Below are 21,655 nucleotides of genomic sequence, written 5' to 3' on the forward strand. Positions count from 1 at the left end.
CCCCCGCACCCGCGTATTCAGGAACGAGGACCCGCACATGACCGCCACCGACACCACCGGCGACCTTTCGCTCGCCCCCGAGGCCCGGCAGCACCTGCACCTCGCCGAGACCGTCACCGCCCGCAACTACCACCCGCTGCCGGTGGTCCTCTCCTCCGGCGAGGGCGCATGGGTGACCGATGTCGGCGGACGGCGCTATCTGGACTGCCTGGCCGGCTATTCGGCGCTCAACTTCGGCCACGGGCACCCCCGGCTGCTGGCCGCGGCCCGGGAGCAGCTCGAACGCCTCACCCTGACCAGCCGCGCCTTCCACAACGACCGCCTCGGCCCGTTCTGCCGGGACCTCGCCGAACTCGCCGGGATGGACCTGGTGTTGCCGATGAACACCGGTGCCGAGGCCGTGGAGACCGCGCTCAAGGTGGCCCGGAAGTGGGGCTACGAGGTCAAGGGCGTACCCGCGGACCGGGCGAACATCATCGTCGCCGACGGAAATTTCCACGGGCGCACCACCACGGTCGTGAGCTTCTCGACGGACCCCGACGCACGGGAGGGCTTCGGCCCGTTCACGCCCGGCTTCCGTACCGTCCCCTACGGAGACGCCGACGCGCTGGCCGCCGCGGTGGACGAGCACACGGTGGCGGTGCTGCTGGAACCGATCCAGGGCGAGGCGGGCGTGGTGATCCCGCCGCAGGGGTATCTCCCGGCCGTGCGTGAGCTGTGCAGCCGGGAGAACGTCCTGTTCGTGGCCGACGAGATCCAGTCCGGTCTCGGCCGGACCGGCACCACCTTCGCCTGTGACGCCGAAGGGGTCACCCCGGACATGTACATCCTGGGCAAGGCCCTCGGCGGCGGCATCGTGCCGCTCTCCGCCGTGGTCGCCCGCCGCGAGACCCTCGGCGTCATCCGGCCCGGCAACCACGGCTCGACCTTCGGCGGCAACCCGCTGGCCGCCGCCGTCGGCCACACCGTCGTCGAACTGCTGCGGACCGGCGAGTACCAGGCGCGGGCAGCCCGGCTCGGCGCGCAGCACCGCGAGCGTCTCGAAGCGCTCATAGGCCACGGTGTGCGCGCCGTCCGCAGCCGTGGGCTCTGGAGCGGTATCGATATCGACCCGCAGCTCATGTCGGGGCGCGAGGCCTGCGAACGGCTTCTGGCCCGGGGCATCCTCGCCAAGGACACCCATGGCTCCACGATCCGCCTGGCCCCGCCCCTGGTCATCGCGGCCGACGAACTCGACTGGATGACCGAGCAGCTCGCCGAGGTGCTCGCCGCGCCCCGCCCCTGACACGATCCGCCGTGCCGGGCCGTCGGATGGAACGGCGGCCCGGTTCAGCCCAGCGCACCGCCGACCGTCATCGCGGTCCGCATCGCGGCGTTCCGCAGGCCGGGCAGCCGCCGGGCGTGGGCCATCCGGTTCATCAGCCGCGCGGTACGCACCAGCCGCTGGGTCGCCGGGCGCCGGGCGCGGTCGTACGCACGCAGCGCGGCCGGCACATCCGGCGCGGCCGTCAGGGCCCGCGTCAACTCCACGGCGTCGACGAGCGCTTCGCAGGCGCCGCGGCCGAGGTCCGGGGTCATGGCGTGGGCCGCATCGCCGATGAGGACCGTACGGTCCCGGACGTAGGAGGGCAGCGGCGGATCGAGGTAGTAGAGGTCCAGGCGCAGCACCTCGGCCTCCGTCAGCCGGTCCACGATGTCGCGCACTCCGGTGTGCCAGTGGCCGAACCACTCGCGCAGTGTGGCGGCCTCCCGGCCCGGGTCGCGCTGTCCCTCGGGCACGACGGCACAGGCGAACCAGTTGGTCCGGCCGCCCGAGCTGGGCGTGATGCCGAAGCGGCGGCCCTCGCCCCAGGTCTCGGTGATGCTCCCGATCTCCCCGTCGACCGTGCCGCGCCAGGAGGACGCGCCGACGTACCGGGCCCGGTGGCGCGGGCCGAAGAGTGCCGTACGGGCCGCGCTGTTGAGGCCGTCCGCCGCGATCACCACGTCGTACGAGCCGTCCAGCGCGCCGAGGTCCTCGATGCGTTCACCAAAGGTGACCTCCCCCGCCGCTTCCTGCAGGAGGGAGAGCAGATCGGGCCGGGAGATGAGGCGGCCCACTTCACCGGTGCGCCGCTTCATGGCGTCGACGTCGAGGGTGGCGATCCGGCCACCGTCGGGCCGCAGGAAGGCACCCGAGGTCTGCGGCCGGCTCAGCGAGCGCACCTGCGCGCCGACCCCGAGGGCGTCCAGGGCGCCCAGCGCGGTGGGCCACAGCCCGAGGGCGGTACCGGCCGTGGGGAGCCGGCGGGCGCGTTCGAAGACGTCGACCGACCAGCCGCTGTTACGGAGGGAGAGGGCGGTGGCGAGCCCGCCGATGCCGCCGCCGACGACGGCCGCCGTGCGCTGTTTCCGGGTCATACCGGCACGGTACTATGTCTGTAGTAGATCGACACTACAAACATAGTAAAAAGTCACGGCGAAGGGCGCTCAGGGTGGCACGACGGCGGGAGCAGGTACTGGACGCGGGAATCCAGGTACTGGGGAGCGAGGGGGCGCGGCGGCTGACCTACCAGGCCGTCGACGCGGCAGCGGGAGTGCCGTCGGGCACCACCTCCAACTACTTCCGCAACCGGGCGGCCCTGATCGACGGCATCGTCGACCACCTCCAGGTCCTGGAGCGCCGCGACTGGGAGAACTTCGCCGCGGCCGCCGCCCCGGCCGACGCCGGTGAACTCGCCGACGCCGTCACCCGGTTCCTGCAGTACGCGACCGGACCCGAGCGGGCCAGGACCGCCGCCCGCTTCGCGCTCTACCTGGAGGCCACCGCCCGGCCCGAACTCCGCCCGACGCTCACCCGCGGCCGCGAGACCGTCGTCGGCTGGGGGGCGGAGTGGCTGCGGCGCTTCGGCTCACCGGACCCTCGGCGGCACTGCGAGATCCTCTTCGACTACATGGACGGTGTCGCCTTCCACCAACTTGCCTTCCCCACCGAGGACTTCGACCCGGGACCGGGCATCCGCGAGCTGCTGCGCGGACTGCTGGGCTGAATGCCCGCAGGCCGCAGGCCGCACCCCCGCACACCGCCCCCGTCACGCCCGACGGCCCGTGGCGGAGCGCCGCATGCCGCTCCCCCACGGGCCGTCGGTCCGCCCCGGCGTCAGTGGGCGGGCGCCGCCGCGGGTGCGCCGGCCTCGTCCGTGGTGCCGGGGACGGGTTGCGGTGGGGACTCGGGGGCGCCATGGGCGTCCACGGCCGTGTCGTCCGCGGCGTCCCCGTCCGCCGTCTTCCGTCCGAAGTGGTTGAAGGCGAGGTTGAGGACGATGGCGACCAGACAGCCGGTGCTGATGCCGGAGTCCAGGACGACCAGCAGGTCCTTGGGGAGGTGGTGGTAGAAGTCCGGGGCGGCGATCGGGATCAGGCCGATGCCGACGGCCGCCGCGACGATCAGGGCGTTGTCCCCCTTCTCCATCGCGGCGGAGGCCAGCGTCTGGATACCGCTGGCGGCCACCGAGCCGAAGAGCACGATGCCGGCGCCGCCGAGGACCGGCAGCGGGACCAGCGAGATGACCGAGGCGGCCACCGGGCACAGCCCCAGCACGATCAGGATCAGACCGCCGGTCGCCACGACGAAGCGACTGCGCACCTTGGTCATCGCGACCAGGCCGATGTTCTGGGCGAAGGCGCTGTTGGCGAAACCGTTGAACAGCGGGCTGAGGGCGGTGCCGAGGGTGTCGGCGCGCAGTCCGCCCTCGATGGTGCGCTCGTCCGCCGGGCGGCCGACGATCCTGCCGAGGGCGAGCATGTCGGCCGTCGACTCGGTCATACAGACCAGCATCACGATGCACATGCTGACGATCGCGGCGATGTCGAACTGCGGGGCGCCGAAGTGGAACGGCGTCGGGAAGCCGACCAGGGACGCCTCCGAGAGCGCCGAGAAGTTGGTGATGCCGACGGGTATCGCGATCAGCGTGCCGGCGATCAGACCGAGCAGGATCGCGATCTGCTGGAGGAAGCCGCGCAGCACCCGGCGCAGCACCAGCACGATCAGGAACGTCAGCGCGGCCATCCCGATGTTCGTCAGCGAACCGTAGTCCGGGGCCCGGTCGTTGCCGCCCTGGGACCAGTTGAAGGCCACCGGCAGCAGCGAGACGCCGATCAGGGTGATGACGGTGCCGGTGACCACCGGCGGGAAGAACCGTACGAGCTTGGAGAAGTACGGCGCGACGAGGAAGCCCAGCACACCGGCGACGATCACCGCGCCGAAGATGACCGGGAGGGCGTTGCCGGGGCCCTGGGCCTTGCCGATGGCGACCATCGGCGTGACACCGGCGAACGAGACACCGTTGACGAAGGGGAGCTTGGCGCCGACCTTCCAGAAGCCGAGGGTCTGGAGGAGGGTGGCGATGCCCGCGGTGAAGAGGCTGGCGCCCATCAGGAAGGCGGTCTCGGTGGCGTTCAGCCCGCAGGCCGGGCCCACGATCATCGGCGGGGCCACCACACCCGCGTACATCGCGGCCACATGCTGGAGGCCGCTGGTGAACATCTTCAAGGGCGGGAGGGTCTCGTCGACCGGATGCTTCCGGTCCCCCTCCGACTTCTGCCCGGTCATTGCGGCCACTGCGGGCCTCCTTCGTTTTCTGCGTCGCCGGGGCCGGCGAGCGAGGCTGTCACGGAGGGCTTGCCATGTGGTGCGTACCGCGGGAAGTCGCCTGGTGAGCGTGGTGCGGCAGGGCGCGCTTGTGGCGCGTGAACGGTGGTGGCCGGGCCTACCGGCCCCGGGGGTACGGGAGTTCCCGCACCCCCGGGGTCCGGCGCTTGTGGATCCCGCTCGGATCCACAAGCCCGGCCGGGAGCCGTCCCTCCCGGCCGAGTCTGGGGTGTGCGCCGGTCGTGAGACCGCGCCGTGGGGGTCAGCCCTCGGCGGCGATCCGGGCCAGACGCTGTGCCTCCGCTCGCGCGGTGCGGGCGATGGCGTCCTCGTCGACGTTGCTGAGGTGGTTGTCCTCGACGACCGGCCGGCCGCCGACGAGGGAGAGGGTGACCGGCGCGGCGGCGCCGAAGACCAGCGCGGTGACCGGGTCGGCGATGGAGGAGTGGCCGAGGCCGTCCAGCTTCCACAGCACCAGGTCGGCGAGCTTGCCGGCCTCCAGCGAGCCGATCTCGGACGTCCGGCCGAGGACCTGCGCACCGCCGTAGGTGCCCAGCCGCAGCGCCTTGCGGGCGTTGAGGGCGGCCTCCTTGTGGGCGCCGAGGCGGTTGATGAGCAGCGCGTTGCGCAGCTCGGTGTGGAGTTCGCCGGACTCGTTGGAGGCGGTGCCGTCGACGCCGAGGCCGACCGGGACGCCGGCCGCGAGCATGTCGGGGACCCGGGCGATCCCGGCCGCGAGGCGGGCGTTGGAGGACGGGCAGTGCGCGACGCCGGTGCCGGTGCGGGCGAAGGCGGCGATGTCGGAGTCGTTCATATGGACGCAGTGCGCCATCCACACGTCGTCACCGAGCCAGCCGGTCGACTCGAAGTAGTCGGTCGGGCCCGTGCCGAACAGCTCATGGCAGAACTTCTCCTCCTCCACGGTCTCCGAGCCGTGGGTGTGCATCCGTACGCCCTTACGGCGGGCCAACGCGGCGCCCTCCCGCATGAGTTCGGTGGAGACGGAGAACGGTGAGCAGGGTGCGGCGGCGATGTGCACCATCGAGCCGAAGGAGGCGTCGTGGTGCGTGTCGATGGCCTCTTCGGTCGCCAGCAGCGCGCCCTCGGTGGTCTCGACGGCGAAGTCCGGGGGCAGCCCGCCGTCCTTCTCGCTGCGGTCCATGGAGCCGCGGGCCAGGGTGATCCGGGCACCGATCTCCGCGGCCGCCGCGAGCTCCGCGCCGACGAGGTCGCCGGAGCCCCGGGGGAAGACGTAGTGGTGGTCGGAGGCGGTGGTGACGCCGCCCTTGACCATCATGCCGAGCGAGCCCTGGGTGGCCGCGGCGAGCATCGGGGCGTCGATACGGGCCCAGGTCGGGTAGAGCGCGACCAGCCAGTTGAACAGGTTGTGGTCGGTGGCCAGGCCCCGGGTGATCCACTGGTAGAAGTGGTGGTGCGTGTTGATCAGACCGGGCGTGACCAGGTGCCCGGTGCCGTCGATCCGGCGGACCACGTTCTGAAGGCCCTCGGGGGCCGGACCGGCGCCCACCGACTCGATGACGCGGTCGGCGACGACCACATGGCCGGTGGCGTACTCGGTGTCGTGGGCGTCGACGGTCGCGATGGCGCAGTTCTCGATGACGAGGCGCTGCTTCACCGCGCTGTCAGGGGATGCCGGTGCAGCCATGGTGCGGTTCCTTCTTTCGGTACTGGCGGTGGGCACGGCATGGCCCTAGGGGATTTGAGTGCCGGAGCCGGACGAGGCGGCTGACAGTACCGCTGCCCGTGGGGTGCTCCGGGTGCCGAGATGGTGGAAGAACAGGTTGAGCCCTGACCGCGGTCAGGGCTCCGGCGCTGAGGGGTGACGACACCGGCGTACATGGCCGCGATGTGCTGGAGCGCGGCCGGGACGAGCCGCCTGGCCGCCGGCTTCTCGTCCACCGGATGGACCGGGGACACGGAGTGGTGCGGGTCGTGCGAGTGCTGTGCCATGGGTCGTTCCCCTCAGGATGTGCGCTCCCCTCCCCGCTGCGGGGTGGGGAGGGGAACGCACGGCACGGCGTTGCGTCGGAGCCGCTCAGAGGTTCGTCAGATCCACCGGGATCTTGGGCTCGACACCGTCGCGCAGAACAGTGGCTTCGATCAGGCCGTACGGTCGGTCGGCCGCGTAGTACACGGCTCCTTCGGCGGTGTCGTTCTTGAGCCCGAACGGCTCCAGGTCCACCAGGAAGTGGTGCTTGTTCGGGAGCGAGAAGCGGATCTCGTCGATCTCGGAACGGTTGTTGATGACGCGCGCCCCCATTTGGTACAGGGTCTGCTGGAGCGAGAGGCTGTAGGTCTCCGCGAAGGCCTGCAGCATGTGCTTCTTGACCTGCTCGTACGAACGCTCCCAGTTCGGCATCCGCTGCTCGTCGTCGGTCCAGTTGAACCGCCAGCGGCCGGACACCTCGGTGGCGAGGATGCGGTCGTAGGCCTCCTTCAGGGTCGTGTACTTGTCCTTGATGTAGCCCCAGAACTCCGAGTTGGTGGAGTTCATCACCACGAGGTCCTTCAGGCCGGAGATGACCTGCCACTGCTCACCGTCGTAGGTGATCTCGGTCAGGCGGGTCTCCTGGCCCTTGCGGACGAAGGAGTGCTGGACCTCGTCGGCGCCGATGAAGCGGGAGTTGGCGTCGGAGGTGGCGATCCGCTCCCAGGAGTACTCCTCGATCCGGATGCGGGCCCGGTGGATCGGCTCCTGGCTGCTGACGAAGTGCCGGGCCAGGTGGATGCCGAACTGCTCGGCCGATTCGATCCCGTATTCCTTGGCGAAGGCGTACACGGTGTTCTTGGTCGTGTCCGTCGGCAGGCAGTGGGCGTTGGAGCCGGAGAGGTGGACCTCTTCCAGGTCGCCGGAGAGCGACACCGAGACGTTCAGGTCCTTGATGTGGTGGGTGTCGCCGTCACGGGTGATCTTGACGACGCGGTTCTCCGCTTTGCCGTACTGGTTCTGGCCGAGCATCACCGGGCGGGCCGGGCGGGAATGGGCTGTCATGTCGGTGCTAGCTCCCTCGGTATACGGAGTAGCCGAACGGGTTGAGCAGCAGCGGTACGTGATAGTGCTCGCCCGGCTGGACGGCAAAGGTGATTGCCACCTCCGGGAAGAAAGCTCCGCTGTCCCTTACGCGGGGGGCGTCCTGCTGTTCCTCGGCTTGCTGGTGTGAAGCGCGGTGCTTGTTTGAAACGAAGTACTCCTCGACGGCGAAGTCGAGGCGCACATGGGTGGTGCCGTCCGGCAGGGCCGGCAGGTCCTTGCAGCGTCCGTCCGCGTCGGTCGTGGACGCGCCGTGGGCGGTCCAGACGCCGTCGCTGCCGGAGCGCACCGAGAGCGTGAGGGCGACGCCCTCCGCGGGGCGGCCCACGCTGGTGTCCAGGATGTGGGTGGACACCGACGTCGGTGCAGCCGTCTCGCTGCTCATGCTGCGTCTCCTTCTGCGTGCTCCGCGATACGGGTCAGACGAATGCGGTTGATCTTGCCGAGTTCCGCACGAACGATCTCTCGTTCCTGTTCCGGCGTGTTGTCGATCCTGTTACGGACCGCGTCACGCATCTGCTCCCCGGTGCGGCCGGAGGCGCAGATCAGGAAGACATGCCCGAACTTCTCCTGGTAGGCCAGGTTGAGTTCGAGCATCTCCGCCTTGAGCGCGTCGGAGGCGCCCGCCATCCCGCTCTGCTCGCGGCGCGAGGTCGGGTCGCCCGGCTTCGGCCGGCCGATGGGCGGGTGCCCGGCCATCGCCTCGGCCAGATCCGCCGCGGTCAGCTCGGCCATCGCGGCGTCGCTCGCGGCGAACAGGGCGTCGGTGGTGGCGTAGGGGCGCCGGGTGAGTATCCGCTCGCCCCATGCCCGACTGGCGCACACCTCGTGCAGTGCGGCACGCGCCGTACCGTCGTCGGCGGTGTTGAAGCGGGTGAGCCCCGCGGGGGGCACGGGGGTGTCCCCCGTCGAGCGCGGTGAACTCGAAGACACGGGAAGCCTCCGTGGCCTGGTGGTGCTGGACAGCTCTGCTTGGCTGGAAACAGCTAAGACCCCTGGCAACATCACGTCAACACTTTGTTGAAAACTCGGCGACACAAAAGCCGCCGTCCGGTGCTGCGGGACGGCGGCTCCGGCGGCCCGGACGGGGCCGCGGACCGACTGCCCTCAGTCGGCGTCCTTCGCGGCGTTCTCCCTGTTCAGGTAGTTGTACACGGTGAAGCGGCTCACCCCGAGAGCGCCGGCGACCGTCTCCACTCCGTGCCGGACCGAGAAGGCGCCGCGGGACTCCAGAATCCGCACGACCGACTGCTTGGTCTTACGGTCCAGCTCCGCCAGCGGCACCCCGTGCCTGCGCTGGAGCTCGGCGAGGAGGTGATCGAGCGAGTCCGACAGATGCGGGAGCCGTACGGCAACCCGGTCCTGCCCCTCCCAGGCCAGGACGACATCGTCGCCCTCGGCCAGGTCGGGTGCGACCATCTGTCCACCCATCGCGTCGACCAGCGGTTTGACCGCCTGGACGAAGGGGTGGTCGGCGGGATCCGTCATGTCGCGTCCCCCTCGCCCGGCCCGGTCTCACCGATGACATTGACCTGCAGGGAGACCCTGGTGGCACCCGCTTGCAGGGATTCGCGCAGCAGGGCGTTCACCGCATCGAGCACCCGGTCGGCGTCGCCCTCGGCCGTATTGCCGAACGGGCCGACGTCCACGGCGTCCAGCTCGGCGCCGGTGACGACGTCCCGCGCCACCACCGCATGCGCCGGCGCCTCGTCCAGGTCGAACGGTTCCGTCGTGAATTCCACTCTCAATCGCACGCCGCTCAACCTACGCGCGGTTCGGCCCGGCCACCAGAAATTGCCCCGGGGCCCCCTTGACAGCCTCCGAGCCCGCCAGGCAGTGTTCCATTAAGCAGAAAAACAGTTCCACTATCCGGAAGGAGCGCCGCCGTTATGGGTTTCCCGGACACGCGCTTCAACGTCAATCTGTCGATCCTGTTCACCGAGCTTCCGTTGCTGGAGCGGCCGGCGGCCGCGCGGGCGGCGGGTTTCACGGCGGTGGAGCTGTGGTGGCCGTGGGTGGATGCCCCGGTGCCGGAGCAGGCGGAGCTGGACGCACTGCGCGCGGCGCTCAACGACGCGGGGACGCGGCTGGTGGGGCTGAACTTCTACGCCGGGCAGCTGCCGGGCCCGGACCGTGGTGCGCTGTCGGTTCCGGGTGAGGAGTCGGCGAGGTTCCGGGCGAATGTGCCGGTGGCGGTGGAGTTCGCCCGCTCGCTGGGGTGCACGAGCTTCAATGCCCTGTACGGCAACCGTGTCGAGGGCGTCGATCCGGCCGAGCAGGACCGGCTGGCCCTGGAGAACCTGGTGTTCGCCGCGCGGGCGGTGGCGGAGGTGGACGGCACCCTGCTGATCGAGGCGCTCAACGCGCCCGAGTCGCCGCGCTGCCCGATCGTCTCGGCGCCGAAGGCGATCGAGGTCGTGGACGCGGTGAATGCGGCGACGGGCCTGGACAACGCCCGTTTCCTGATGGACCTCTACCACCTGTCGATGAACGGCGAGGACCTGGACGAGGTCATCGACCGCTACACCGACCGGACCGCGCATGTGCAGATCGCCGACAACCCCGGCCGCGGCGCCCCCGGCACCGGCGACCTCGACTTCACCGCGCTGCTCGACCGCCTCACCAAGGCCGGTTACGACGGCTGGATCGGCCTGGAGTACAAGTCCGGCGACGGTACCGGCGCCGAGGCCTTCGACTGGCTCCCGGCCGCCCGGCGCGCAGCCCACTCCTGACCCGCCGCAAGCTCTTCGAAAGAGGCACCTCATGAGCAATCTTCCCAAGATCGCGTGGATCGGTCTGGGCATCATGGGCTCGCCCATGGCCGAGAACCTGATCAAGGCCGGCTACTCGGTGACCGGCTACACCCTGGAGACCGACAAGCTGGAGCGGCTCGCCAAGAACGGCGGCCACGCGGCCGCCTCGATCGCCGAGGCCGTCACCGACGCCGACGTCATCATCACCATGGTCCCGGCCTCCCCCCAGGTCGAGGCCATCGCCTACGGCCCCGACGGCATCCTGGCCCACGCCCGCCGCGGCGCCCTGCTGATCGACATGTCCTCGATCACCCCACAGACCTCCATCGACCTGGCCCACGCCGCCGCCGACAAGGGCATCCGGGTCCTGGACGCCCCCGTCTCCGGCGGCGAGGCCGGCGCCATCGAAGCGGTCCTGTCCATCATGGTCGGCGGCGAACAGAGCGACTTCGACGCCGCCCGCCCCCTCCTGGAAACCCTCGGCAAAACCATCGTGCGCTGCGGCCCCCACGGCTGTGGCCAGACCGTCAAGGCCGCCAACCAGCTCATCGTCGCCGTCAACATCCAGGCCTGCGCCGAAGCCGTCGTCTTCCTGGAGAAGTCCGGCGTCGACCTGCCCGCCGCCCTCGACGTCCTGGGCGGCGGACTGGCCGGCTCCACCGTCCTGGCCCGCAAGAAGGACAACTTCACCACCCGCGACTTCAAGCCCGGCTTCCGCATCGACCTGCACCACAAGGACATGGGCATCGTCACCGACGCCGCCCGCGCCGTCGGCGCCGCCCTGCCCGTCGGCACCGTCGTCGCCCAACTCGTCGCCGCCCTCCGCGCCCAGGGCGACGGCGGCCTCGACCACTCCGCCCTCCTACGCGGCGTCGAACGCCTCTCCGGACACACCACCGAAAGCTGAGTCCATGGCGGTGCAGCGGATTCCCGCCGTTCGGGCGGCCGTCCAGATCATGAAGGACGAGGGCGTCGAGACCGTCTTCGGCTGCTCCGGCGCCGCCCTCCTCCCGCTGTATGCCGCGATGGAGGCCGGCGGTATCGGGCGGCTGCCGGTGCGCCGCGAAGAGGCCGCCGCACACATGGCGTTCAAGGAAGCCGTCTCCACGCGGCGGCCGGTCCTCCTGGAGGTCCGGGCCGTCTAGACGCCTCCCCTCCGCTTCCGGGCGGCGGCCGCGCCGACACTTGTCCTGTCGCGCCCAGGTGTGGCCGCCGTCCGGAACACCCTCGGACACCCCCCAGGTTTGTTTCAACAAACTGTTGACGTTTGGTCGGAGTGCTTCTTACGCTCCGACAATGCGGAAGCCAACTTCCGCGCTCTCGTACGGAAGGTCACCATGTCGAAGCCCACGCTGACGGCGCGCTTTCTCACTACGGAGGCTGGCGCCCCCGTCGCCGACAACCAGAACTCCGCCACCGCCGGCGTCGGCGGCCCGATCGTCCTCCAGGACCAGCACCTGCTGGAGAAGCTCGCCCGCTTCAACCGTGAGCGCATCCCGGAGCGCGTCGTGCACGCCCGTGGTTCCGGGGCGTACGGCTACTTCGAGGTGACCGATGACGTCACCGGCTTCACCCACGCCGACTTCCTCGACACCGTCGGCAAGCGGACCGAGACGTTCATCCGCTTCTCGACCGTCGCCGACAACCTCGGCGGCCCGGACGCGGCCCGGGACCCGCGGGGCTTCGCCCTGAAGTTCTACACCGAGGAGGGTAACTACGACCTCGTCGGCAACAACACCCCGGTGTTCTTCATCAAGGACCCGATCAAGTTCCCCGACTTCATCCACTCGCAGAAGCGCGACCCCTTCACGGGCAAGCAGGAGCCGGACAACGTCTGGGACTTCTGGGCGCACGCCCCCGAGGCGACCCACCAGATCACCTGGCTGATGGGCGACCGCGGCATCCCGGCCTCCTACCGCCACATGAACGGCTACGGCTCGCACACCTACCAGTGGACGAACGCCGAGGGCGAGGCCTTCTTCGTCAAGTACCACTTCAAGACCAACCAGGGCATCCGCTGCCTGGACGCCGAGCAGGGCGCCGAGCTGTCCGGCAAGGACCCGAACAGCCACCAGACCGATCTGCTGCAGTCCATCGAGCGGGGCGTGTACCCCTCCTGGACCCTGTATGTGCAGATCATGCCGGCGGCCGAGGCGGCCGACTACCGCTTCAACCCGTTCGACCTGACGAAGGTGTGGCCGCACAGCGACTACCCGCTGCAGCGCGTGGGCCGGCTGGTCCTGGACCGCAACCCCGACAACGTCTTCGCCGAGGTCGAGCAGTCCGCGTTCTCCCCGAACAACTTCGTGCCGGGCATCGGCCCGTCCCCGGACAAGATGCTCCAGGGCCGGCTGTTCGCCTACGCCGACGCGCACCGCTACCGCCTGGGCGTCAACCACACCCAGCTGCCGGTGAACGCCCCCAAGGCGACCACGGCCGCCAACTACGGCCGGGACGGCCTCATGGCGACCAACGGCTACGACCGGTACGCCAAGAACTACGAGCCCAACTCCTACAGCGGTCCGGTGCAGACCGACCGGCCGCTCTCCGCCCCGCTCGCCGTCAACGGCCACGTCGGCACCCATGAGGCCCCCGCGCACACCAAGGACGACGACTTCTTCCAGGCCGGTGAGCTCTACCGGCTGATGTCACAGGACGAGAAGAAGCGTCTGGTGAACAACATCGCCGGCGGTCTCTCCCAGGTCAGCCGCGACGATGTGATCGAGAAGAACCTCGCTCACTTCCACGCCGCCGACCCCGACTACGGAAAGCGCGTCGAGGCCAGGGTCCGCGAACTGCGCGAGGACTGACGGGAGGTCAGTTCCTTGTGCGTCCGTACCGGCCCGGCCCGTTGAGGGGTGGCCGGCCGGTACGGAGCGGGAGCGTGGGCTCCGCGGCATACGGGGAGCATGCAGTGCGGTGGCAGCGCTCGCCCGACAGGAAGGGTGAGCCGCTCCCCCGCCGCGGAGCCCGCCTCCTCCCCCCATCTCCGTCCGGCGGTGCGATGTCCTGTCGCGCCCGATTGCCCGCGCTGCCGGACGGAAACCACTGCAGGGCCCGGCATCCGTACGGTCACGGATGCCGGGCCCTGTGCGGTGTCACCCGTACGAGAGCGGCCCCTGTGCGCCGCGGTGCGCTCCCTCCGTGCACCGTGGCTCCCCCGGCGTTCTCCCCCGCTGAGACTCTCCGCCGCAATTCGGCCCCCGCCGGCCGGGTTTGGAGGGACCATGGAGGCAGCAGCAGATCCGACCTGTCTGCCGCCCGACCTGCCAGGAGCCGACCATGGCCGAGAGCGTGCCGGTGCGGTGCCCCACGTGCCGCCGCGAGAACGCCTTCACCCCGCCCACCTTCCCGTGCGCCTGCGGTGCCCCGCTCACCCTGCCCGTGCTGCGCGGCGGGGTACCCGTCGAGATACTGCACCGCACCTGGCAGGCCTCCTGGGTGGAGGTGCGCTGTGAGGTCTGCGGACGGCAGGACGAGTGGCCGGCGCCGGAGTCCGGCTGCGCCTGCGGCACCGTCGTCCGGGTCCCCGTCGCCCCGGCGCCCCCTCTGCCGCCGCCGAACTTCCCGTCCTCCGGCCGCCCCGCGCCGAGGCCCGCGCCACCGCCCGCCGCCGACCCTCCGCGCGCCGCCCTGCGGCCCGCGTTCCGCCCGGTCACGATCCGCACGGCCCGCGACTGTGTCACCGCCGCCGAGCAGTATCTGAAGTGGCTGGGCTACGCCGATGCCGCACGGACCCGGGAGCGCACCGCCTCCGGGGTGGACCTGCGCGGGACGGGTGTGGTCGCCCAGGTCGACCCGACCACCCACGCCACCAAGCTGCGCGAGATCGAATGCGTCTGGCTCAACGGCCTCAACGACTCGGCCGTCGCGGTCTTCTTCTCCCTCGCCGGCTATGCCCGTGACGCCCGTGCCCGCGCCGACGAACTGCACATCCCGCTGTTCGTCATGGACCTCACGGGCACCCCGCAGCCGGTCAACGACCCGGCCGACGAGCTGATCAAGTACGGCGCGACAGGACGGTGACCGGGCCGTCCCCGGCCGCCGCCCTCAGCAGCCGCAGCGCGCCGGCCGACGGCGACCCGGGCTCGGCGTGACAGCTCACCACCCGCCGCCCCGGGTCGTCCGGCAGCGTCAGCAGCTCGTCGGTCAGCGTGAGGAGCGAGACGACCGGGTGCCGGTAGGCACGGGTGTGGGTCGCGCAGGTCCGCACCGGGTGGGCCGCCCAGAGCTCCTTGAACTCACCGCTCTCCACACGGAAACCGCTCGCCCCCGCCCCCGGAACCCGCGACACTGACCTCGTGATCATCCAGGTACCCGCCCTCGGCGAACTGCCCGCGCTGCGCGCCATCGAGCGGGCGGCCGGGGAGCCCTTCCGCGCACTCGGCATGCCCTCGGTCGCCGACGACGAGCCGCCCTCGCTGGAACAGTTGACGGAGTTCCAGCGGGCGGGGCGGGTGCTGGCCGCATACGAGGAACCAGGGCCGGGCGGCGAGGGCCGCCGCCCGGTCGGCTATCTGCTCTGGGAACCGGTCGACGGCTGCACCCATATCGAGCAGGTGTCGGTCCACCCGGACCAGGCCCACCGCCGCATCGGCCGGGCCCTCATCGACCGGGCGATGGGGGTACCTCCCATGCCCTCAAGGCAATGGGGGAGGGACGGCGGCCCGGTCCCGCTGACCCTGACCACCTTCACCGAGGTGCCGTGGAACGCGCCGTATTACGCCCGTATCGGATTCCGGATCCTCCCCGAGGCCGAACTCACCCCGGGACTACGGGCGATCCGCGCCCATGAGGCGACCCTGGGACTCGACCGCTGGCCACGGGCCGCGATGCGCCGGGAGCCGGGCTGGTCGGACTCCCGGCCATGAACCAGCGGGGTCACCGGCCGTCGTCGCGTGCCGTGGGCTTGTCGACTCGATCACCCCGCTTCATCGCAGGTCACCGTCCGCGATCCGCTGAACCCGCGTCCGAGTCACCCGCAACTCGTTGAGATTCGGGGCCGGCCACTCCCTACACCCGAAACTCCGGAGGTAGGGAACGCCTTTCCGGATATCGGTGACGACAGCAAAGCGGTCGGGCGCGTACTCCACCTCATCGCCGACATCCGGCACGGGACGCTCTGCAGGCTTGGGCCATGCGGCCGCATTCACCACGCCGTCCCTTCCTGCGCGGCTTTCCGCTTCGCAATAGCCCGTTCCAGCTGGATGGCGTACAACTCCACCTGTCCCGGGTCCATGACCAGGACGGATGACTCTGTGGCCCCTTCGCGGTGGTGAATGGTCACGGGCAACGCGGCCTGCTGGGCGCGCGGGTCGTAGGTAATGTCCCGCTGGTCGATCGTGATGTGTGAGATCACGGTGTTTCTCCTCATCGAGGGCCAAGTGGAGAGCCCCACCCACCCTGTCGGGTGAAGGCTTGTGCGGGGCCTTACGCCGATCGGGATGCCTGTGGACTGCGGCCCGACCCGACGTATGTCAACTACCGGGCACGGACAGGGCCTTGAAGTTGCACATCCCGAACGTAGGGCTGGGACCGGTGCGATAGGACTGACCGCGGGTACGTGTTAGGCAGTGGATCGCACTCGGGGGCTTCATGGCAGCCAGACCATCCGCGCGACATCACAGGGCTACAGGCCTGATCACGGGATTTGTGCTGCGCTTGACCAGGGAATCGATCCCGCTCACGCAGACGGGAATGGCTGAAGTAATCGGCGTAGATCTCGGAACCGTACAGGGGAGGGAATCCGGGCGTCGCCCCTTGGCCAACATGAAAGCTGGTGCGCTCCTTGACCTGCGCCGCCGCTTATTGACCCTCGGCGCTGACCACACGGCTCTTGGCCTACTCGATGCCGCCATGGACGCCGACCGAATCATCGGCGCGGCGCTCGATCCGCCGGAGCAGCCCGAACTCCACCCGCTCGCCGGATGGGTGCACACCCGCGACACAGCCCACATGATCGCCTGGGCCGTGAGCGGGACCCCACCGCCGGCCCTGCGTCGCCCTTCTCCCTCCAGGCGCGGCCCCGTAGCAGCGGCCCCCCTCATGGGTACGCAGGAACGGAACGCGTTCTTCTCGCACCTGAGGAGTGCGGTCGAAATGGCCGAGAAAGCAGGTGACGGACGTGCGCTCCTCCACCGGCAGGCGCTGTATCTCACCAGCTACGACTGCAGCTCAGAGGCCAACTCCTGGACCGCGCACGCCCTCCATGCCCGACGGGGCCGCATCGCCGTGGAGGGAGGGTCACCGCGCTGGGCAGGAGCCCGCTCCACCGCTACCGCACTCGCCCGCCGTGGTGACCCCGTGCCGCTACTGGACTTCATCGACCGGTCGATTGCCGACGACGACGCGGCAGAGGCCGCGAACCTGAACTACTGGGCTTACTGGATGGGTGCTCTCAGGGAGCCGCAGCCCAGCGACGCGTTCATGGCCGACCGCGGTCTGACCGGCTGGGACCCGATGACCCTGCTTCGGGGACTGGCCCAGGGGTTTCACGAGTCACCAGGTTATGTCGACCTGTACGCCCACTCCCTATGGGCCCTGCTGACAGCTCACAAGTGGCTCCCGCAGGCGTCGCCCGCACTCGCGCGCACCCTCGCCGGACACGTCGCGCGGATACTCGAAACGGGCTCGATCTCCCCACGGTCCCGGCGCGAACTGGGCGCCGTGCATTACGTTCTACGCGATCACGAGCGATGACACCGGAGGGCACCATGGCGGACGAGACGAACAACGCACGGGGCACGGCGGGGTACCTCCTGGAAATGGGGATGCTCAAGCGTGCCAAGCGGTCCGGCTGGTGGATCGCCGGAGTCAAAGACCCCGAAAGCATCGCCGAGCATTCGTTCCGGGTGGGCATCATTGGCGCGGTGCTGGCCATGATGGAAGGGGCCGACCCGGCAAAGGTCGCCCTGATGTGTCTGTTCCACGACACCCAGGAAACCCGCGTTGGCGACATCCCGCACATCGGTCGGCGCTACCTGGAAGCGGCCTCGAACGAAAAGGTCACCGCCCACCAGGTTTCTGCTGCGCACCCCGCCGTCGCCTCCGGAGTGCAGCGCGTCGTCGAAGAGTATGAGAACGGTGACTCGATTGAGGTCGTTGTCGCCCACGATGCCGACAAGCTCGAATGCCTGGTACAGGCCGTCGAATACCGCGAGCAGGGATGCAGCATCGTTCAGAACTGGATCGACACCAGCTTGGCAAGCCTCAAGACCGCGTCGGCGCAGGCTCTCGCGGAGGCCGCACTGAACATGTCGTCGATCGAGTGGCAGCAGACCTACCTCCGCTGATCAGTCCATTCGGCCGCCACAGGCCGTGTCCATGGGGACGGGCTGTGGCGGCTGCGGTGGCGGCTGCGGCCGCACCGTTCAGCGACGGTGAGCCCCTTGGCTTGCCCCTCCGCAATCGACAGGCAATGAGCGCGGGCGCTGACCGGTGGGGAACCGGAATGGTTCACGGAGCGAAGAGTTCAGGTGCAGTCGCGTGCCCGACATAATGCAGGAATGATCGACGCGCAGGCCCTGCGGGCCGTCTGCCTGGACTTCAATGGTGCGGCCGAGGAATTCCCCTTCCCGCGACACCCGGATGTGTCGACGTTCAAGGTCGGCGGCAAGATCTTCGCGCTGACCACGCTGACGGACGCCCCGCTCACCGTGAGCCTCAAGTGCGAGCCGGAGCTGGCGGAGCGGCTGCGGGCGGCGCACCCCGAGGTGGTGCCGGGCTACCACCTCAACAAGCGGCACTGGAACACCGTTTCCCTGGACGGCGGCCTACCCGACCGGCTCGTGCTGGACATGATCGAGGACTCGTACGACCTCGTGGTCGCCTCGCTGCCCAAGGCACAGCGCCTGTTGCTCGACTGGCCCGGAGAGCGGCGGGCCTGAACCACCGCCGGTCCGCGGCCGACACCCGGCGAGGCACCGCGCGCGGGGGCGCAACCACGCTGAGCCCCCCGCGCCCGGCGCCCCGGGATCACTGCGGCACCCGCCCCAGCTCCCTCGCCAGCCGCTCGCGCAGTTCGACCTTGCGGACCTTGCCGCTGACGGTCATCGGGAAGGCGTCAAGAATCTCCAGATGGCGCGGCACCTTGTAATGCGCGAGCCGGGAGCGGCAGTAGCGGGCCAACTCGTCGCGGGTGAGCGGGTCTTCGGGGTCGCGGAGGATGACGCAGGCGGCGATCTCCTCGCCGTACTTCTCGTCGGGGACGCCGACGACCTGGACATCGGCGATCTTGGGGTGGGAGTAGAGGAACTCCTCGATCTCCCGCGGGTAGACGTTCTCACCACCCCTGATGATCATGTCCTTGATACGGCCGACGATCCGGACATAGCCGTCGTCGTTCATCACGGCGAGATCGCCGGTGTGCATCCACCGGGCCGCGTCGATGGCCTCCGCGGTGCGCTCGGGATCCTCCCAGTAGCCGAGCATCACGCTGTAGCCGCGGGTGCACAGCTCCCCGGGGGTGCCGCGGGGCACGGTCACCCCGCTCGTCGGATCGGCCACCTTCACCTCGATGTGCGGCAGCACCCGGCCGACGGTCGCGGTGCGGTGGGCGAGGTCGTCGCCACGGCGGGTCTGGGTGGAGACCGGTGAGGTCTCGGTCATGCCGTAGCAGATGGAGACCTCGGTCATGTGCATCTCGGCGACCACCCGCTTCATCACCTCCTCGGGGCACGGCGAGCCCGCCATGATGCCGGTGCGGAGGGAGGAGAGGTCGTAGGAGGCGAAGTCGGGGTGGTTGAGCTCGGCGATGAACATGGTGGGGACGCCGTAGAGGGAGGTGCAGCGTTCGTCCTGGACGGCCCGCAGGGTGGTGGCGGCGTCGAAGGCGGGGGCCGGGATGACGATGCAGGCGCCGTGCGAGGTGCTGCCGAGGTTGCCCATGACCATGCCGAAGCAGTGGTAGAAGGGCACCGGCAGACACACCCGGTCCTGTTCGGTGTAGGCGAGGGTTTCGCCGACCCAGTAGCCGTTGTTGAGGATGTTGTGGTGGGAGAGAGTGGCGCCCTTGGGGAAGCCGGTGGTGCCCGAGGTGTACTGGATGTTGACCGGGTCGTCGGCGGTGAGCGCCTTTTCGCCGTCGGTGAGCCGGTGCTGCGGGACGGTGGCGCCGGCGGCCAGCAGCCCGCCCCAGGTCGGGTCGTCGATGTAGACCACCTCGCGCAGCGCGGGACTCTCGGCGCGGACCTGCTCGATCATCCGGCGGTAGTCGCTGGTCCTGTGGTGGGTCGCGGAGACCAGGAGGCTGATGCCGGCCTGCCGCAGGACGTAGGCCAACTCATGGACGCCATAGGCGGGGTTGACGTTCACGAGTATCGCCCCGATCCGCGCGGTGGCGTACTGGACGAGGACCCATTCGGCGCAGTTGGGTGCCCAGATGCCGACCCGGTCGCCCTTGGAGACGCCCTTGGCGAGCAGGCCGAGCGCCACCTCGTCGACCGCACGGCCCAGTTCGGTGTAGGTCCAGCGGCGGCCGCTCTCCACCTCGACCAGCGCCTCGCGGTCGCCGAACCGGGCGATGGTGCGGGCCAGATCGGTGCCGATGGTGTGGCCGAGCAGCGGTCGCCCGGAGGCCCCGCTGGCGTACGACAGCTCCTGGTGCTGCTGGCTCATCGGTGGTTCTCCTCCCAGTACTCGGCACCGCCGTCACCCTGCGCGGTGCGCTCGCGCAGCTCGATACGGCGGATCTTGCCGGAAACGGTCTTCGGCAGATCGGCGAACTCCAGCCGCCGGATGCGCTTGTAGGGGGCCAGGACCGCGCGGGAGTGCTCGAAGATCAGCTTTGCGGTCTCCGGGCCGGGCGACCATCCGGCCGCCAGCACCACATACGCCTTGGGGACGGCCAGCCGCAGCGGGTCGGGGGCCGGCACCACGGCGGCCTCGGCGACCGCCTCGTGCTCCAGCAAGGCGCTCTCCAGCTCGAACGGGGAGATCTTGTAGTCGGACGCCTTGAACAGACCGCCCTTTTCAGGGGACAGATCTTCACCAATCATCATCCGGGGATCAACCCGTCCCCGGACCTCAAGGGGCGGAAGCATCACCCCGCCCTCCGGGGGCGCCTCCCCCGGCACATCCACCAATGCGTCCATCAGCCGCTCCCAGAAGCCCGACGTCAGCCACCGCTGCCATACACTCGCAAGGTTGCCCGCCGGAGCGGACAGGCCACTCCAAGGACACCCGGTGCGCGCCTTATGCAGCATGGCGTCCAGAGTGCCGCGAGGGTCTCTCAGCCGCCTACCCTTTCGATCTACGAAGATGGGCTCGATCTTCGCCCACGCCCCGTCCGTCAGCAGAGGAACGCGACGAGCACGCTCACGGAGCCAGGCACTGACGCCGTCATCGCTCCGCACCTTCCTCGGGATCCCGCCCAGGATGGTGACCTGGATCTCCAACAGGTCGAGAACCATGGCCTGTTGCTCCGGCCCCATGTCGCGCAGCCGGTGCCGGGCCAGTTCGACCAGCTTCTGAAGGTCACGACCTCGCTGCGCGGCATCCTCAGCTTCCTGCCGCCACAACTTGGTGTCCTCCAGAAGCTGTACGGTGTGCTGCCGCTCCTTGGCCAACGTGAGAACTGCTTGCTCGATGGCGACCTTGGCATCCGGCTGCTTGGCAGCCGCGACCACAGCCGCCGAAATGGCAGAGTCGTTTGCCGCCACCTGCTTTTCCAGGTCGGCAATCCGGCGTGCGTAATCCACCTGACCCACCTGACCGAAATCGATCCAATCCTCAGCCATGGCCACCAGACGGTCCGGGTCCTCAAGCAACGCGCAGACTTCGTTCCACACCCTGCTCGAGCAGGTACGCGTGCCCCGCAAGGGCGAGGAACGTGATCGCTTCGACCGCGATGTCAACACGGTGTTCGAGAAGGCCTACCAGCACACCATCAACCCGGAAGTGAACGCCGCCTGACACCCAGGCCCTGCCGCCACCCCTGTGAAACGGCGGCAGGCCGCCTCCCGTGAGGGCCAAGCGCACCGGGATGCATACTGTCGGCCCAGCCGCCCGTCGGCGGGCCGGCAACCAAGGGCGGAGGGTTCGGGACAGGCGCCCCGGCCCTCCGCCCAACCACCGATATGGAGGAGAGCATGCGCCAGAGCGCGGACATCCACGGGCCCCCGCGGCTCACGGTTGGCGAGGTACGCCGGCAGTTGATCCGACTGCGCCAGGGCCCCGCCCTCGGCCACCCCGGCGCGGTGACTGGCCTCAGCTGCCAGCTCC

Annotated in this window: 24 protein-coding genes and 2 pseudogenes; 12 read left to right on the forward strand and 14 right to left on the reverse strand. The window is 69.8% G+C overall.

The annotated features are described in order from the left end of the window. The first annotated feature begins 37 nt into the window (after positions 1 to 37). The gene (rocD, locus tag SLV14N_RS08165; RefSeq protein ID WP_259670182.1) at positions 38 to 1,285 is read left to right on the forward strand and encodes an ornithine--oxo-acid transaminase; all 1,248 of its coding nucleotides are present in this window, start codon (positions 38 to 40) and stop codon (positions 1,283 to 1,285) included. A gap of 44 nt (positions 1,286 to 1,329) precedes the next feature. Here rocD and SLV14N_RS08170 read toward each other — a convergent pair whose 3' ends face one another. Then, a complete protein-coding gene (locus SLV14N_RS08170) occupies positions 1,330 to 2,400 on the reverse strand; it encodes an FAD-dependent monooxygenase (protein ID WP_263268796.1) in 1,071 nt (356 codons plus the stop codon). Positions 2,401 to 2,474: 74 nt separating this feature from the next. Between SLV14N_RS08170 and SLV14N_RS08175 the strand changes: the two genes are divergently transcribed. Further along, the gene (locus SLV14N_RS08175) at positions 2,475 to 3,029 is read left to right on the forward strand and encodes a TetR/AcrR family transcriptional regulator (RefSeq protein ID WP_208680387.1); all 555 of its coding nucleotides are present in this window, start codon (positions 2,475 to 2,477) and stop codon (positions 3,027 to 3,029) included. A 110-nt stretch (positions 3,030 to 3,139) separates the two neighbouring features. On the opposite strand, the gene SLV14N_RS08180 is transcribed toward SLV14N_RS08175, so the two are convergent. From SLV14N_RS08180 to SLV14N_RS08210, 7 genes are all read right to left on the reverse strand, one after another. After that, positions 3,140 to 4,591: a nucleobase:cation symporter-2 family protein gene (locus tag SLV14N_RS08180; RefSeq protein WP_263273065.1), complete on the reverse strand. Its 1,452-nt coding sequence runs from the start codon at positions 4,589 to 4,591 to the stop codon at positions 3,140 to 3,142. Between the two features lie 301 nt (positions 4,592 to 4,892). Continuing rightward, on the reverse strand, positions 4,893 to 6,296 hold the full coding sequence (locus SLV14N_RS08185) for an 8-oxoguanine deaminase (RefSeq protein WP_263268797.1): 1,404 nt from the start codon (positions 6,294 to 6,296) through the stop codon (positions 4,893 to 4,895). A gap of 390 nt (positions 6,297 to 6,686) precedes the next feature. After that, complete coding sequence (gene pucL, locus SLV14N_RS08190; protein WP_208680389.1) at positions 6,687 to 7,643, reverse strand: factor-independent urate hydroxylase; 957 nt, start codon at positions 7,641 to 7,643, stop codon at positions 6,687 to 6,689. A gap of 7 nt (positions 7,644 to 7,650) precedes the next feature. After that, positions 7,651 to 8,067: a hydroxyisourate hydrolase gene (uraH, locus tag SLV14N_RS08195; RefSeq protein ID WP_127153687.1), complete on the reverse strand. Its 417-nt coding sequence runs from the start codon at positions 8,065 to 8,067 to the stop codon at positions 7,651 to 7,653. Then, the gene (uraD, locus tag SLV14N_RS08200; protein ID WP_208687769.1) at positions 8,064 to 8,576 is read right to left on the reverse strand and encodes a 2-oxo-4-hydroxy-4-carboxy-5-ureidoimidazoline decarboxylase; all 513 of its coding nucleotides are present in this window, start codon (positions 8,574 to 8,576) and stop codon (positions 8,064 to 8,066) included. Before uraD ends, uraH begins: the two co-directional genes overlap by 4 nt. Before the next feature lie 213 nt (positions 8,577 to 8,789). Next, positions 8,790 to 9,170 carry a helix-turn-helix domain-containing protein gene (locus tag SLV14N_RS08205; RefSeq protein ID WP_127153685.1) on the reverse strand — a complete coding sequence of 127 codons (381 nt, stop codon included), beginning with the start codon at positions 9,168 to 9,170 and terminating at the stop codon, positions 8,790 to 8,792. Then, on the reverse strand, positions 9,167 to 9,436 hold the full coding sequence (locus SLV14N_RS08210) for a hypothetical protein (protein WP_263268800.1): 270 nt from the start codon (positions 9,434 to 9,436) through the stop codon (positions 9,167 to 9,169). The genes SLV14N_RS08205 and SLV14N_RS08210 overlap by 4 nt, the downstream gene beginning before the upstream one ends. A 135-nt stretch (positions 9,437 to 9,571) precedes the next feature. Between SLV14N_RS08210 and SLV14N_RS08215 the strand changes: the two genes are divergently transcribed. The 5 genes from SLV14N_RS08215 to SLV14N_RS08235 all read left to right on the forward strand — a co-directional run bounded on the left by SLV14N_RS08215 (position 9,572) and on the right by SLV14N_RS08235 (position 14,461). After that, the gene (locus tag SLV14N_RS08215; protein WP_263268802.1) at positions 9,572 to 10,414 is read left to right on the forward strand and encodes a TIM barrel protein; all 843 of its coding nucleotides are present in this window, start codon (positions 9,572 to 9,574) and stop codon (positions 10,412 to 10,414) included. A 31-nt stretch (positions 10,415 to 10,445) separates the two neighbouring features. Then, positions 10,446 to 11,342, forward strand: coding sequence for a 2-hydroxy-3-oxopropionate reductase (locus SLV14N_RS08220; RefSeq protein ID WP_263268804.1), 897 nt, complete (start codon positions 10,446 to 10,448; stop codon positions 11,340 to 11,342). 4 nt (positions 11,343 to 11,346) lie between these two features. Then, positions 11,347 to 11,580: a thiamine pyrophosphate-binding protein gene (locus SLV14N_RS08225; RefSeq protein ID WP_259670183.1), complete on the forward strand. Its 234-nt coding sequence runs from the start codon at positions 11,347 to 11,349 to the stop codon at positions 11,578 to 11,580. A gap of 207 nt (positions 11,581 to 11,787) precedes the next feature. Continuing rightward, complete coding sequence (locus tag SLV14N_RS08230; protein WP_221174746.1) at positions 11,788 to 13,245, forward strand: catalase; 1,458 nt, start codon at positions 11,788 to 11,790, stop codon at positions 13,243 to 13,245. Between the two features lie 472 nt (positions 13,246 to 13,717). Next, positions 13,718 to 14,461 carry a hypothetical protein gene (locus SLV14N_RS08235; RefSeq protein WP_208680393.1) on the forward strand — a complete coding sequence of 248 codons (744 nt, stop codon included), beginning with the start codon at positions 13,718 to 13,720 and terminating at the stop codon, positions 14,459 to 14,461. Here the strand turns inward: SLV14N_RS08235 and SLV14N_RS08240 are convergent. Further along, positions 14,436 to 14,744 (reverse strand): hypothetical protein, encoded by a 309-nt coding sequence (locus SLV14N_RS08240; RefSeq protein ID WP_265872944.1) that lies wholly within the window; start codon positions 14,742 to 14,744, stop codon positions 14,436 to 14,438. The genes SLV14N_RS08235 and SLV14N_RS08240 overlap by 26 nt on opposite strands. Between SLV14N_RS08240 and SLV14N_RS08245 the strand changes: the two genes are divergently transcribed. Then, positions 14,737 to 15,306, forward strand: a complete 570-nt coding sequence (locus SLV14N_RS08245) for a GNAT family N-acetyltransferase (protein WP_263268809.1) — start codon at positions 14,737 to 14,739, stop codon at positions 15,304 to 15,306. The genes SLV14N_RS08240 and SLV14N_RS08245 overlap by 8 nt on opposite strands. Positions 15,307 to 15,366: 60 nt before the next feature. Here the strand turns inward: SLV14N_RS08245 and SLV14N_RS08250 are convergent, their stop codons facing one another. Continuing rightward, positions 15,367 to 15,591 carry a hypothetical protein gene (locus tag SLV14N_RS08250; protein WP_263268811.1) on the reverse strand — a complete coding sequence of 75 codons (225 nt, stop codon included), beginning with the start codon at positions 15,589 to 15,591 and terminating at the stop codon, positions 15,367 to 15,369. Then, on the reverse strand, positions 15,585 to 15,794 hold the full coding sequence (locus tag SLV14N_RS08255; RefSeq protein WP_263268813.1) for a hypothetical protein: 210 nt from the start codon (positions 15,792 to 15,794) through the stop codon (positions 15,585 to 15,587). The genes SLV14N_RS08250 and SLV14N_RS08255 overlap by 7 nt, the downstream gene beginning before the upstream one ends. A gap of 740 nt (positions 15,795 to 16,534) precedes the next feature. On the opposite strand from SLV14N_RS08255, the gene SLV14N_RS08260 reads away from it, so the two are divergent. The 3 genes from SLV14N_RS08260 (at position 16,535) to SLV14N_RS08270 (ending at position 18,321) form a co-directional block, all read left to right on the forward strand. Then, positions 16,535 to 17,134, forward strand: coding sequence for a hypothetical protein (locus SLV14N_RS08260; protein WP_263268815.1), 600 nt, complete (start codon positions 16,535 to 16,537; stop codon positions 17,132 to 17,134). 14 nt (positions 17,135 to 17,148) lie between these two features. Further along, a complete protein-coding gene (locus SLV14N_RS08265; protein ID WP_263268816.1) occupies positions 17,149 to 17,727 on the forward strand; it encodes an HD family hydrolase in 579 nt (192 codons plus the stop codon). Between the two features lie 213 nt (positions 17,728 to 17,940). Then, entirely contained in the window at positions 17,941 to 18,321 is a 381-nt protein-coding gene (locus SLV14N_RS08270) for an MmcQ/YjbR family DNA-binding protein (RefSeq protein ID WP_263268818.1), read from the forward strand. A gap of 88 nt (positions 18,322 to 18,409) precedes the next feature. Here SLV14N_RS08270 and SLV14N_RS08275 read toward each other — a convergent pair whose 3' ends face one another. From SLV14N_RS08275 to SLV14N_RS38785, 3 genes and pseudogenes are all read right to left on the reverse strand, one after another. Continuing rightward, complete coding sequence (locus SLV14N_RS08275) at positions 18,410 to 20,050, reverse strand: AMP-binding protein (RefSeq protein ID WP_263268820.1); 1,641 nt, start codon at positions 20,048 to 20,050, stop codon at positions 18,410 to 18,412. Beyond that, positions 20,047 to 20,394 (reverse strand): annotated as a pseudogene (locus tag SLV14N_RS08280) (AMP-dependent synthetase); the annotation flags it as partial. The gene SLV14N_RS08275 and the pseudogene SLV14N_RS08280, both read right to left, overlap by 4 nt. A 141-nt stretch (positions 20,395 to 20,535) precedes the next feature. Then, positions 20,536 to 21,171: pseudogene (locus SLV14N_RS38785) on the reverse strand (transposase); the annotation flags it as partial. Here SLV14N_RS38785 and SLV14N_RS08290 point away from each other — a divergent pair. Next, positions 21,170 to 21,346 carry a hypothetical protein gene (locus tag SLV14N_RS08290; RefSeq protein ID WP_263268821.1) on the forward strand — a complete coding sequence of 59 codons (177 nt, stop codon included), beginning with the start codon at positions 21,170 to 21,172 and terminating at the stop codon, positions 21,344 to 21,346. The pseudogene SLV14N_RS38785 and the gene SLV14N_RS08290 sit on opposite strands and share 2 nt — an antisense overlap. Positions 21,347 to 21,655 lie beyond the last annotated feature (309 nt).

It is taken from the genome of Streptomyces sp. Je 1-4 4N24, from assembly GCF_026239515.1.
In the GTDB taxonomy this organism is placed as follows: Bacteria; Actinomycetota; Actinomycetes; order Streptomycetales; family Streptomycetaceae; genus Streptomyces; species Streptomyces nigrescens.